Raw genomic sequence first — 12,702 nt, 5'->3', positions numbered from 1 at the left:
GGATTGGAAATGGCGATTAGACGGAATGATCCTTGTCCGTGTGGCAGCGGCAGGAAGTATAAGCAATGCTGTTTGAAGAAAGAAAAAGTGGTTGAATTGGGGCACGTGAAGCAGGAGCAATTTTTCCAGATGAAGAAGAGGCTGAGTGAACGGTTAGCGGAAGAAGTACTTGGGTCTTATGCCTTTTTGGAATATCAGTCACTCATGAGAGAATTTAGGGAGCGAACAGGTGTGCATGATAGGATGGACGGATATGGCCATCATTGGCTAATGTTCTTTCATCAGCATCCGGCGACTGACGGATTACGAGGGATTGAATGGTATAACCGGAAGAAGGGGCGACGAGATGAGCCGGCGCTACAACAAATGGCACAGGTTTGGGAGTCGCTTGTTCCCCGGTTGATTCAGCATGTTGATTTTAATGAACAAGGGGTGCTTGTAGAGGATCTATTTACGCATGAACGATTTCATATGCCGTATTGTGAAACATTACCGGAGCCTCTGCCTTGGGGAGGGACGTTTTGCCTCTTGGAGGAAAGGGATGGCGGCTATTATATGAATGGCGTGGCTGCCTTCGTTGGTCCGGAAAAATTGATAGAAGCAAAGAAGCGTCTTGAAAGGTACTTGAAGGAAACAGGAGCTTCGTATGAAAAAGCAGCGATCGATTTTTTCCCGGAAATTACGGGTGCTTTGCTTCAGGAGGTGGAACGGTTAGCAGAAGAGGAAAGTGAGCTGGTGCATACGACACTGGTGTATTCTATGACCGACGTTAATGAAGTGTTGACAGCTATTCACCAAACTGGGCGTCTGGATTTGGATGAGTGGGATGGGCATAGCGGCAAGGGAGCCCTCATCGGGAAACGTTACCGCTATGAAGATAATTTGGCGAATGGTTCGGTTTCTTTAAATGAAGTCGAAGGGCTCATAGAAATAGAAGCCGATCAACTGACCTTTCAATCGATCGATCAAGCTGCCGTAGCTTACTTCCAGCAGCTTTTAAAAAATATTCCGCAGGCTGTCTTCCTTAATAAGAAGAAAGATAGCCAGAAGGTGCCGGCCGGGATCAAAGCCATATCATTTAGTGTTGGATTAGAAGAAGGGGTTCAGCCCGTTTTCGCGCACTTTGCCCATCAGGCCATGCACACGAAAGAACTGCATCAGCCGCTTCCGTTGTTTAATGGAAAAACGCCGGCGGAGATGGAGGGATTGGAGAGACAAACAGAACTTGAACATTGGCTTCAACAACTTGAATTTGCTAGTTATAAGGAAACGAAAGACCAGACAAAGGAAAAATGGACTGCTGATTTTAATCTGTTAAGGAAAGCCTTGAATAGGCCGCTTTCTCCATTTGTTACACTTCGGGAGAACAGAGAATCAGCTCTTATCCTTTTGGAGAACCCAAAGGAACATACTGGTGGCTGGACAAAAGTGGAAATGGACTTGTGGGAAGAAATGGGACTTCCTGTTCATGAAATCAAAAACGGCTATGCGCAGGATCTCTTGGCATTTTTCCAGGAAAAAGGTGAGGGGAAATCCCCTAGCACCTATTATAAATATCGGCTCGGGGTGCAGGTAATCGCTTATTTTCTTGTAGAGGAAAAGATTGAACGGATGACCGGCATTCTTCCGAAGCAATGGGAAGCGCTGATCGCCTACTATTATTTAGAATTAAATCATGATGCGACGGTTAATCAGGCAAAGGGATTTTTCACAGTGGTTAAAAGTTTTGCCGTCTGGCTCGACCAACAGCATGGGACAGCTTATGGTCCAGTCGTGAAGAAACTTGTGAAAGAAATGTGAATCTCGCTGACGGTGCCTGTCACTTCCCGATTAATCTTGTTTCACAGGGTTTGAGCCATTCCATTATTGAGTCATAAATTAAGGGGTTTAAGCAGCGGCTTTTCAGCGGTCTTAAATCTTCCCTGTACCTTTATACGCTTTCCTCTATCGGCAAATAAATTTTTGCGCTAGAATATACAGTAATTGTATATATTTATGGGGAAGGAATGACCGTATGGGGATTGGATTTATAGTACTTTTTATTCTTATCGTTCTTGCTATTCTCGGCATGGTGCTTATTTTCTCAGACGAGCCTGGCGGAGCAGTTATCTTGATTGTGCAGAAGGTTGGTTTATTTGGTTTTATTGGTATTTTCGCATGGTTTATTTTAAGTATGTTTGGCGGCCTGATCGATTCAATCACTGAAGATGACAGTGGCTATTATGATGATACTCCTTCTGAATGGGGGCCAGGTGCCGATAGCAACAGCAGTCCAGGCTACCATGAAGTGGATGGTTATTACCGCAGCGATGGTACTATGTGGAGCCATACATAAGAAGCAATCCTGATGGCAACCCGTACAATAACCTGAACCCATAACCAAGGATTCATTTGGCTGGTGCCAGGGCTCCTGTTAAATCGACGCCGAGGCGTCTTATGCTGCCATCTAGCATTTCTAAAGGGAACTGTCGATAAAGATGGTCCTGTTCAGTTCGTACTATCGTACATAATTTCAAATTACGATCGAAGAAGCCTACTATGTAAATAAAATAATGCTTGAGGGCACAACACGGGGATGGTTCTTGTGCTTCCAAGGGAGCTGCAAGAACCGTCTCTGCCTCATTAGGATCCACACCTTTTGTGAAAAACTTCCCTTTGGTAGTTTAAATACTTTTCGCCTGGAACATGAGGGTACTTCAGGGTTAGTCTTGTGCCATGGATACCGGATTCTTCCCTGAAAAAATGCACCTTTAGGGTTCCTGGTTCAATATACATACTTCCATAGTCCAGCCACTTGTGGCATTTTCTGCAAACAACGAGCATGTTTTCGGATATATCCGGCCCTTTTGCGGAAACGGGATGCAGATGATGAGTTTCTGTATAGAACTGCCCCGGGGCTATTTCCATTTTATCCTGACAAATCTGGCAGGTGTGCTGGTAATGTTCCTTAAGGAGCTCACTTAGATTCTCACTGCGGTTGTATCTAATCGATTGTAGTAGGCGTTCTTCTGTTGACAGCTCATCTATTTTGCCAGCCGTAAATGACCCTCCGGATTCCTCCATGATATGAACTTCCCGCTCAGCTTCATCCTCGTCATCTGATTGAACTTCAAACTCATTTCCGCATTCAGCATACTTCTCTTCAAATTCGTAAACATCTAATTCCTTGTCACGGCTCTCCCAGCCGGTAAGGCTGTTCCAATAGTTTTCGCCTAATTCTTGGTCTTCGCTATCCTCTTCAAACGGAAGGTTTTCCTCATCATAAAAGGGCATCCTTTCGTCCTGGCTTAATTCGTATCCTCGGTAGTAAAGCTGTTTCATATTGAATTCCTCCTTGTTTTTTCAAAAAAAATAGGCGGGCTGGGCCCTACCTGTTTGGAAAGATGTGTAATTCAGCTTTTGAACGGTCAAGTGCAGCATAGATCCTGCTGACCAATGTGGGGGTGAGGATCAATCCTGTCGCTTCCAATGCTTCTTCCAGTCCAGGTTCATGGAAGGCGCCTTTTTCAGCCATCTGGAGATAGCATTTTAACCTGACCATCTCCTCCAACAAGTCTTCAATAAATTCCTCGGGGTCCTCTTCATATGGCAAAAAATAATAAAGCATGATTCCTCTCCCATATTTAGGATTCAACAGCCTTGCTGTCCCGAACCCAAGGGAGAGAGCCAGACTGATATCGGCCGTGTTCTTCAGAATGTAAAATGATGTGGCAGGGCTATCAGGAAGGGGAGTGGGAACCACATGAACCGGAATCCTTCCACTTTTTCGTGCTGCCTCTTTGGCAATCATTTTTCCCAAAGCCTTCGTGGAGCGAGGCGACCGGCTCGCAAGCATCGCCAGAGTATCGATTCCAAAGTACTTGTCGGCAGAGATCAATTCGAACTCAACAGGGTCATAAGTAGCATAGGAGATTATTTCAAAATCAACACCTTCAGTAAGCTTCTGTGTAGGGACCACTTCCTCAACAAAATCAAACAACTTATTACTAGCCATAAATCTCCTCCTCAATTTAATGTAAATTTGTTCTAGTCTATAATTATCAGGAGCACAGACAAAATCACACACCATTCCAACATTTTTCAGAAGCATCTATATCTATACACCAGCCAGCAAAAAACACACAGAAGCATGGATAAAACATGTTTAATCAAACGTTTAATTAAAGAGGAAAGAATCTTGGGGGACGTGGAGTATTCTATTAATCAAATGATTGATTAATAGAAGCACGGTACCGAAACTTCATAACAAAAAAAGGTCTGTCAATTGAGCTATACCCCGTGTAACGGACACCGATAAAAAAGTGTCCCTTACACGGGGTTTTTTGTGTTTCAATAGATTTAGTGAGGAGAAGAACGGAGGATTACCATGAGTAAATATATATATAATGATTTTCAGATAAAGGAACTCGAGAAAAACCCAATCGTTCTAAGCGCTTCTGAGCGATCTATATCTTATAGCCGGGAATTTAAGATTAAAGCCGTTGAAGAATATAAGCAGGGAAAAACTCCAGCACAGATTTTTATTGACCACGGATTTGATCTTGAGTTGATAGGCAAAAAACAACCTAAGAGGTGTCTTCAGCGCTGGCGTGAAACGTACCACCGGTACGGTAAAGATGGACTTCTTGTGGAGCGTAGAGGAAAAGGCAGTCCTGGAAGGCCTTCCTCAAAGGCTCTCTCCGTGGAGGATAAACTCAAGAAAGTGGAAGCCAGGATTAAATTCCTTGAAGCCGAGAATGACTTCCTAAAAAAGCTCGAAGAACTAGAGAGGCAGGCGATGAAGAAGAAACGATTCTAACGGAGGCAGAGAAATTCTCTCTTATTGATAAAACCATTCGAGCACACCAATTAAAGAATGCTGTTTCCTATCTTTGTGGACTCGCAGGGGTAAGCCGAAGCGGCTATTATGATTGGATCAATGCTGCTCCTTCTCGTCAAACGAGGGAGAATCAGGATGAACAGGATATCAAATTGATCAGGGATATTTTTCTTAATAAGAAGGAAAAGGTAGGTGCCCTTCAAATTAAAATGATTTTGGAGAATGACTATTTCGTAGTTATGAATCACAAGAAAATCAGAAGGCTGATGGCCAAGTATCGGCTTGTGGCAAAGATCCGGAAAGCTAACCCTTATCGTAAGATGGCTAAAGCAACACAGGAGCACCTAACCTGTCCTAACCTCCTAAAACGTAAATTTCAACAGAATGAGCCTGGAAAAGTCCTTCTGACCGACGTTACCTATTTGTATTATGGCAACGGGCAAAAGGCATATTTGTCCTGTGTGAAAGATGTTGCCACTAAGGAAATTCTGGCTTATTATTTGTCGAGGTCACTGGAAATGAGTATGGTTTATAAGACCTTGGAACGGTTGGAGGATGCCGTTGATCATCATTTTCCTCCTGATGCAATGTTGCATTCCGATCAAGGTTTTCATTATACCCATCCTGAATTTCAAAAGCGGGTAAGAGAACTGAATATAACGCAGTCTATGTCCCGAAAGGGAAATTGTTGGGATAATGCGCCAATGGAAAGTTTCTTTGGGCACTTTAAAGATTTGGCCGAATATAAATCATGTGATACTTTTTATGAAGTGAAGGAAGAAGTAGACCGAGTAATCGAGGAATATAACTGTCATCGTTATCAATGGGAGCTTAAAAAAATGACCCCGGTACAATACCGAGATCACTTGTTAGCTGCTTAGGCACTTTTTATTAAACTGTCCGTAAAACAGGTCCTAGTTCAATGTGACAGGCCTTTTTTAGCAATGTCTGCTTTATCTTTCAAGTTTTGAAGCAGAGGGACGGTATCCAATAGCTTAAACTATTATCCTTCCGCCTGGATTGCCAGCTTTAATTTTTCCTTAGCACCCGCCTTCCAATTCTTTACCGCTGATAAAGAAACTTGTTCAATTTCTGCTATTTCCTTTGTATCAAATCCTTTTAGACAATAATAGATCACCCATTTTGTCTGGTTTTCCGTCAACTGACTGCTTTTACAATAAGAGAGAAGAATCTCTTCTTCTAAAGGGCAGGTGGTGAGCTCGTCAACAACATAGTCCCAGAATTCCTCCGCAGCCGATACCTGATATTCGTTTCGTTTATTGGTCTGAGTCATTTCAGTGAGAAACTTTCCCTTGATATACGTGTAAGCATAATTGGTGAAACCGCCCTTTTCCGGATCAAACCGGTTATAAGCTTCCCATAAAGAGATGAGGCCGAGCTGGAAAAACTCATCCTTATTAGTATAGATATTCAAAGAGTTCATGATTTTGTGGATCATCGGTGTGTATTGAGTGGTAACCTGTTCGAAGCTTTCCATTCTGAATCCCTTCAGAAAGCGCGCCTTGCCAATGTATTCCCGGGTACCTCTACCATAATGAGATTAAAGATTTCTAGCTACCAGCCCCAATTCACTTTTAACATGGGAAAGAGTGCTAACTATCTGATTTAGGAGTGAAAAGTCATTTCTGAAGCCGAAATTGGGGAGTTAGGAACGATTTGGGGTGTTTTGAGGCAAAGGAAGGGTTCTGTTGGGATAATGGAGCCAAGATTATGTGGATGCTAGGGCAGGTACCTGGTTTTCTTGTCCCGAGTTTCTACCTCGGACCTACGCGTGAATTTTCAAAAAAACAACACCCTAAGAAATTGAAGGGTGTTGTTTGTGCATATAAGGTTAATTTTTTAATTCACTTGCTGAATTCGTATCTAAGAATAAATGCCAATTAGGGTGATTCTTTAAGGCTGTAGCTGGTAGTTGGTTTGATACCTCGTTCTCTACCGTTTGTTTAATGGCATGAGCTTTCGCTTTATGAGGAACTACGGAAATAATCACATTACTTTTTAGGATTTGAGAAACCGTCATAGAAATGGCTTGATTTGGAACTTCACTAAGGTCACAAAACCACCCTTCGTTCACCTGTTGATATTTACAATCATCGTCTAGGTCTACCACGATGTAGGAATCTTGAGTATTGAAATCAGCAGGGGGGTCATTAAAAGCAATATGGGCATTCTCTCCAATTCCGATCAGGGCAAGGTCTACTGGTTTTTCATTTAGTTTCTTAGATAGCTCATCAATAATCACACTTGGGTCCTGTTCTCCATTAATCAGGTAGGCTTCCTTTAAGTTTACATGATTAATAAAACGCTCTTTTAAATATTTTCGAAAGCTGGCTTTATGTTCAATGGAGAGGTTTAGATATTCATCCAGATGGAACATCTCTACTTTTGTCCAATCAATTTCCTTAGTGATAAGATTTTTGAGGAACTCAAACTGGGAAGCTCCCGTTGATAGAATCAATCGTGCATATCCCTTCTGTTTAATTGCCTCGTTAAGATATTTTTCTGCCTGGACGGCTGCTTGCTCACCTAATTCGTCGGCAGTTCTATAAGTATTTATTATCATTTTAAATCCTCCTATTTAGTATTATTCTTTGGTACCCAGTCATAAATCACAGACGTGGCAGCGCCAATAGATACAGCAAAAGTCCCTAGGGAACTACTTTCTATTTGGATCGTTTGTAGTGATGTTGGTAGGCATCTTTTTCTTAGTTCGGTTTTAATAGATTCAAAAAGAATCTCTTCTGCTTTTACAATGTTACCTGATAAGATTATTCGATCGGGATTAAGAAGATTAACCACATAGCTTAACCCTGTGCCTAGGTACTGACCAGCCTGCCTGATGATCTCAACGGCAATTGCTTCCCGTTTATTTGCAAAAGCAACTAGATCCTCTATTTCGATAGCTTGAATGGAATTCTGAAGTAGATCATTCATTGGAGAATCTGGATTAGACCGTATTTTTTCTATGGCTAAATAAACTAAATTCGGGGAAGAAATCAATGATTCAAGGCAACCCCTATTGCCACAATTGCAAAGAGGACCACTGGGATCGATGGTGATATGTCCAAATTCACCTGCAGAATGATTTGCACCCTCTAACGTTTTCCCGTCTATTACAATGCTTCCGCCAACCCCATGACCGATATTGCAATAAAAGACTGTCTCCTTGTTGGTTACACTCGATTGATAGATCTCACCAATAGCTGCCATTTTCACACTGTTATTTAGTTGAATATTAATTTCCATATCTAGCTCTTCTATAATTAACCTTTTTAATTCAACGTTGTTCCATTTAAGGTGACTGGAATATTTGATCCCTTCTTTATTGTCACTAAGAATTCCCGGGACACCAATTCCAATCCCTAACGTTTTCTTATCTTTAAATTGATTTAATGTATTGCGTATCATCTCAATTATCTTATTCTTGACAGAATCAACATCATGGGATGTGTTTTTAGAAAGCTCTGTATGGATGGGTTTACCATGAAAGTCCGTTAAAGTAAGAATAATTTGATCGGCAGATATGGACATACCGATGATTTGAAAGGCTTCTGGGTCCACTTCTAAATTAGTAGGGTTCCTCCCAACATTTTTAGTTGAAACAGTACCGCCTTCTTTGATCAAGCCTTCATAAATAAGTTCGTCTACAATAGTTGAAACGGTATTCTTATTTACACCTAATTTTGTGCTTAATTCAACTCGAGTAGTTTGACCGAGATTTTGAACTGCTTTGAAAATCACCCCTTTATACATCTTTTTTCTTGGATGGATGGAAGTATTTTTCATCGTGATCCTGCTTTCTAAATATATTCTTCTACAGTTATTCTATTATATTTGTATTAATAATACAATAATTAGTACTAATTTTCAAAAAATATTGACTTTTTCGAACTGTTAACGTTATCATAATCTTAAATTAATCCTAATAAAGGTATTAATAGAACATTTCTTCAAAATTAAAAAACTATCATAAGGGGGTTTTTCTTTTGTTAAGAGTAGGACAAATTGGTGGGGGAATAATGGGAAAGCAGCATATGGCTGTTTTTGACCAATACCACAGGAGTGAAATAATCGCCCTATCTACAGCTGATCACGAACCAGGTAAAAAACTAAGTAAGCAATTTGATGTGGACTATTATGAGGAGTACCAGTCTCTGCTAGAGAGAGAAGACATTGATATGGTTTGTATCGCAACACCGGATTTTACTCATTTTCCCATTGTTATGGATGCGTTAAAAGCTGGAAAACATGTGGTGGTAGAAAAACCTTTAACCATGAAGGTTGGGGAGAGCCGAGAAATTGTAGAATTCTCTAAGAAACAGAATTTAAAAGTCATGACATTATTTAATCACCGCTGGATTCCTTCATATGCACAGACTAAGCAATTATTAGAAAAAAATCAATTTTCCCCAATTGTAGGATACGCGAGAAAGAATGATAGAATCTCCGTACCTACTGAGCTGATTAAATGGTCAAATCATACTTCATCAGCGTATTTTTTATCCTCACATGACATTGATCTAATGAATTGGTTTTTTGATTCTCAAGTAGAAGAGGTCTATGCAACAGCTGTAAATAGAGTTCTGAAAAGCAAAGGAATAAATACACCAGATGCCATTCAAATTCAAGCAAAATACAAAAATGGGGCTATCGCAACCTTTGAATCTTGTTGGATCTATCCAAATACTTATCCTTCCGTAACAGATTCTTTCCTAGAGATTGTGACTGAGGAAGAAATATTTCATTTGAAAAGGGAGTCTGAGCAGCTCGAATACGGAAATAATGACGTATTTATTTATCCAAGAAATCAACTGAATGTAGAGATGACAGGAAGATTAAGAGGATCCCTAGTCTATGCGAACGAACACTTTGTTGATTGTGTACTAGATAATAAAGAACCTTACGTGACAGTAGAAAGCTCTCATCATGTCACTGCTATTGTTGCTGCTGCTCATCAGTCTATCGATTCCGGAAAACCAGTAAAAGTAGAAGAATAATAAATTAGAAGCTATTAATGGAGGGAAATAAATGAAAAAAAGCTCTTTTCTTATAAGCACAGTCCTTTTGTTGGGTATTATTGTTTCAGCTTGTTCTAGTAGTACTAGTGGTGAAAATAATTCAGATGGGGCAGGGGATAAGCAAGTCACACTCAAATTCGCTACAACTTTTGCTGGTGGAGATGGACAAATTGGGCAAACAATGAGCAAGTTTAAAGAATTAGTTGAAAGTGGAACGGATGGTTCAGTAGAGGTGGAAATTTTTGATAGTGGGTCCCTAGGAGGAGAACGGGATATTTTGGAATCTGTTAGCGCTGGTTCGGTTGATGTTTCACTATCTGGTCTATCAGATGTAGTTTATTGGCTTCCAGACCATTTTTTATCTGCACCTTACTTATTTAGAGATCAAGAACATGTAAATGCGGTCTATACTGGGGAAATTGGAAAAGAAATTGATGAGAAAATTCTTGAACAAAAAGGAATCCGTACGTTATCAATTATGGACCGTGGCCCTAGACATGTTACCTCTAATAAAAAAGTTGAAACTCCAGAGGATCTAGAAGGATTAAAGTTACGTTTACCTGAAAATCCATTATGGGTCGATACATGGGGCTCACTAGGAGTTAACCCTACTGTCGTAGCATTTAATGAGCTATATTCAGCGCTTCAAACTGGAATCGTTGATGCCCAGGAAAATCCATTAGAAACGATTGTTCAGAGTCAATTCTATGAAGTTCAGGACTATTTAATTTTAACTGGTCATGTTAGAGATATTTATAAAATCCAAATTTCGGAAGAGAGCTGGAATAAATTAAATGAAGAACAACAAGAGGTAGTTTTAACTGCCGCAGCAGAAGCAACAGAACTTGGTAACCAAGTGCTTACAGACTCTGAGGATGAGTATTTGAAGCTACTGGAAGACGAAGGCATGGAAATTATCGAGATTGATCTTGAGTTGTTTACTGAAGCACTAAGTGGTAGTGGTCAAAAAATTGCTAATGAACATATGAAAGCAGGACTTTACGAATCTGTAAAAGCTGATTATTAAGGGCCTCAAGTACTATGGCAGCATCAATTATGCTGCCATAGTATCATTTTTGGAATGGGGTGATTTCTATGAAACTGGTAAATAAATTTTTTAATACTGCAGTAACTCTTATGCTAGTTATCATGATTTTACTTATTGTCTTGCAGGTATTAAATCGATTAATTTTCAACGCCCCAAGTGCTTGGACAGAAGAACTCTCGAGATTTTTCTACATTTGGTTGACCTTTCTCGGAGCTGTGTTAGTTACGAGGGATCGTGAACATATCCAGGTGGATTTTCTTTACAATAAGTTACCTTCAGTACTCAAAACTGTCATCGTGAAGATCAATTATATACTAATTCTCATCTTCTTAGGGGTTGTTGTATATGGCGGTTATATTTATATGCAAATCGGCTGGGATGCACCTGTCTCAACTGTACCTTTCTTAAAAATGGGGTACGTTACAGCAGTTGTGCCCATGGCAGCTATTTTAATGGCCATTTTTTATATTCTTCGTCTGTTTAAAGATAGAGGTGACCAGTCATGATGTTAATCCTATTCATCGTCGTATTATTATTGTTGATATTTATGAGGGTACCCGTTGCTTTTTCATTAGGAATTAGTTCTCTTATCTTAATGTTCATAGAGAGTGGATTTGCAATGAATTACGACCTGATTAGTCAGCGAATGTTTTATGGTTTAAATAGCTTTGTTTTATTAGCTGTTCCTTTTTTTATCCTTGCGGGTAAATTAATGAATGCTGGCGGGATAACAGATCGAATATTTAATTTTGCTGATTCATTGGTTGGGCATATGCCGGGTGGACTAGGACATGCAAATGTTGTTGCTAGTTTAATTTTCTCTGGAATGTCTGGATCTGCTACGGCTGATGCTGCTGGACTTGGTGCAATTGAGGTTAAAGCAATGAAGGATAAGGGGTTTGATGAAAAGTTTGCTGTAGGGATTACAGCGGCAAGTTCAACAGTCGGACCAATCATTCCACCTAGTATTCCTCTTATTATGTTCGGGGTAATTGGCGGTGTTTCGGTAGGGCAGCTTTTTATGGCTGGGGTAATACCGGGAATATTAATTGGAGTTACTTTTATGATTATGGTGTATTACTTTGGCGTTAAAAGGAATTATCCGAAAAGTAATGGGTTCAGTATTAATTATGCAATCAACACCTTTATTCCAGCTGTTTTTCCTTTATTGACGCCAGTTATTATTCTTTCCGGGATTTTTACTGGATGGTTTACTCCTACAGAAGCCTCTGTTATTGCCGTTGTTTATGCATTTATATTAGGGGTTTGTTTTTATAGGGAAATCAGAATTAAGGATATTCCAAAAGTTCTTTTTGAGACAGGAAAAGAAACTGCATCTTTAACTTTTATTGTGGCAACAGCCTCATTATTTGGTTATGTATTAGTGTTGTTTAGAATCCCGCAGATGGTTGCTGAGTCTATTACAACATTTACAACAAATCCGATTCTTATTTTATTCATGATAGCGGCCATATTATTTTTAGTTGGCTTCTTTATGGAGACAGTAACAGCGATTATCATTTTTACTCCATTATTTATGCCGGTTGTAACGCAATTGGGAATTGACCCAATACAATTAGGGATTGTTATGGTAGTTACCCTTATGATTGGAGTAATTACTCCTCCTGTTGGAATGGTTTTATTTGTTATGACAAGAGTCTCCAATTTATCGATGGAAAAAGTTTGTCAGGCAGTTATTCCATTTTTCATCCCGTTAATTGTGGTTATAATCCTTTTAATCATATTCCCGCAAATTTCTACCTTCTTACCGAAATTTGCTCAGTAGTAAAACAAAG

Annotated in this window: 12 protein-coding genes; 7 read left to right on the top strand and 5 right to left on the bottom strand. The window is 40.0% G+C overall.

Annotated features, from left to right (window positions below; translation table 11 throughout):
• The first annotated feature begins 9 nt into the window (after nt 1–9).
• Together HRJ06_RS18550 and HRJ06_RS18545 are read left to right on the top strand one after the other, a co-directional pair.
• Entirely contained in the window at nt 10–1,800 is a 1,791-nt protein-coding gene (locus tag HRJ06_RS18550) for a YecA family protein (protein WP_174734466.1), read from the top strand.
• Between the two features lie 214 nt (nt 1,801–2,014).
• Entirely contained in the window at nt 2,015–2,335 is a 321-nt protein-coding gene (locus HRJ06_RS18545) for a hypothetical protein (RefSeq protein ID WP_174734370.1), read from the top strand.
• 287 nt (nt 2,336–2,622) lie between these two features.
• On the opposite strand, the gene HRJ06_RS18540 is transcribed toward HRJ06_RS18545, so the two are convergent.
• Nucleotides 2,623–3,321, bottom strand: coding sequence for an HNH endonuclease signature motif containing protein (locus tag HRJ06_RS18540; RefSeq protein WP_174734465.1), 699 nt, complete (start codon nt 3,319–3,321; stop codon nt 2,623–2,625).
• A gap of 46 nt (nt 3,322–3,367) precedes the next feature.
• The gene (locus HRJ06_RS18535) at nt 3,368–3,994 is read right to left on the bottom strand and encodes a hypothetical protein (protein WP_174734464.1); all 627 of its coding nucleotides are present in this window, start codon (nt 3,992–3,994) and stop codon (nt 3,368–3,370) included.
• Nucleotides 3,995–4,366: 372 nt separating this feature from the next.
• Between HRJ06_RS18535 and HRJ06_RS18530 the strand changes: the two genes are divergently transcribed.
• Nucleotides 4,367–5,700 (top strand): IS3 family transposase gene (locus HRJ06_RS18530; RefSeq protein WP_174734463.1). Its coding sequence is split into 2 segments (ribosomal slippage): nt 4,367–4,739 and nt 4,739–5,700, totalling 1,335 coding nucleotides; the frame shifts between segments, so codons are not numbered across the junction.
• 122 nt (nt 5,701–5,822) lie between these two features.
• Here the strand turns inward: HRJ06_RS18530 and HRJ06_RS18525 are convergent.
• The 3 genes from HRJ06_RS18525 to HRJ06_RS18515 form a co-directional block, all read right to left on the bottom strand.
• Nucleotides 5,823–6,317, bottom strand: a complete 495-nt coding sequence (locus HRJ06_RS18525; protein WP_174734462.1) for a sigma-70 family RNA polymerase sigma factor — start codon at nt 6,315–6,317, stop codon at nt 5,823–5,825.
• A 354-nt stretch (nt 6,318–6,671) separates the two neighbouring features.
• Complete coding sequence (locus HRJ06_RS18520) at nt 6,672–7,403, bottom strand: glucosamine-6-phosphate deaminase (RefSeq protein ID WP_174734461.1); 732 nt, start codon at nt 7,401–7,403, stop codon at nt 6,672–6,674.
• An 11-nt stretch (nt 7,404–7,414) separates the two neighbouring features.
• Nucleotides 7,415–8,626 (bottom strand): ROK family protein, encoded by a 1,212-nt coding sequence (locus HRJ06_RS18515; protein ID WP_174734460.1) that lies wholly within the window; start codon nt 8,624–8,626, stop codon nt 7,415–7,417.
• Between the two features lie 200 nt (nt 8,627–8,826).
• Between HRJ06_RS18515 and HRJ06_RS18510 the strand changes: the two genes are divergently transcribed.
• The 4 genes from HRJ06_RS18510 (at nt 8,827) to HRJ06_RS18495 (ending at nt 12,692) form a co-directional block, all read left to right on the top strand.
• Nucleotides 8,827–9,837 carry a Gfo/Idh/MocA family protein gene (locus HRJ06_RS18510; RefSeq protein ID WP_174734459.1) on the top strand — a complete coding sequence of 337 codons (1,011 nt, stop codon included), beginning with the start codon at nt 8,827–8,829 and terminating at the stop codon, nt 9,835–9,837.
• A 31-nt stretch (nt 9,838–9,868) separates the two neighbouring features.
• Nucleotides 9,869–10,885, top strand: coding sequence for a TRAP transporter substrate-binding protein (locus tag HRJ06_RS18505; RefSeq protein WP_174734458.1), 1,017 nt, complete (start codon nt 9,869–9,871; stop codon nt 10,883–10,885).
• 68 nt (nt 10,886–10,953) lie between these two features.
• The gene (locus tag HRJ06_RS18500; RefSeq protein ID WP_174734457.1) at nt 10,954–11,412 is read left to right on the top strand and encodes a TRAP transporter small permease; all 459 of its coding nucleotides are present in this window, start codon (nt 10,954–10,956) and stop codon (nt 11,410–11,412) included.
• Nucleotides 11,409–12,692 carry a TRAP transporter large permease gene (locus tag HRJ06_RS18495; RefSeq protein ID WP_174734456.1) on the top strand — a complete coding sequence of 428 codons (1,284 nt, stop codon included), beginning with the start codon at nt 11,409–11,411 and terminating at the stop codon, nt 12,690–12,692. The genes HRJ06_RS18500 and HRJ06_RS18495 overlap by 4 nt, the downstream gene beginning before the upstream one ends.
• Nucleotides 12,693–12,702: the final 10 nt, after the last annotated feature.

Origin of the sequence: Mesobacillus harenae, assembly GCF_013343715.1 — a bacterium.
Taxonomy (GTDB): Bacteria; Bacillota; Bacilli; order Bacillales; family Cytobacillaceae; genus Mesobacillus_A; species Mesobacillus_A harenae.
The sequence above is the reverse complement of the archived record's forward strand: the minus strand, read 5'-3'. Positions and strand labels throughout refer to the sequence as shown.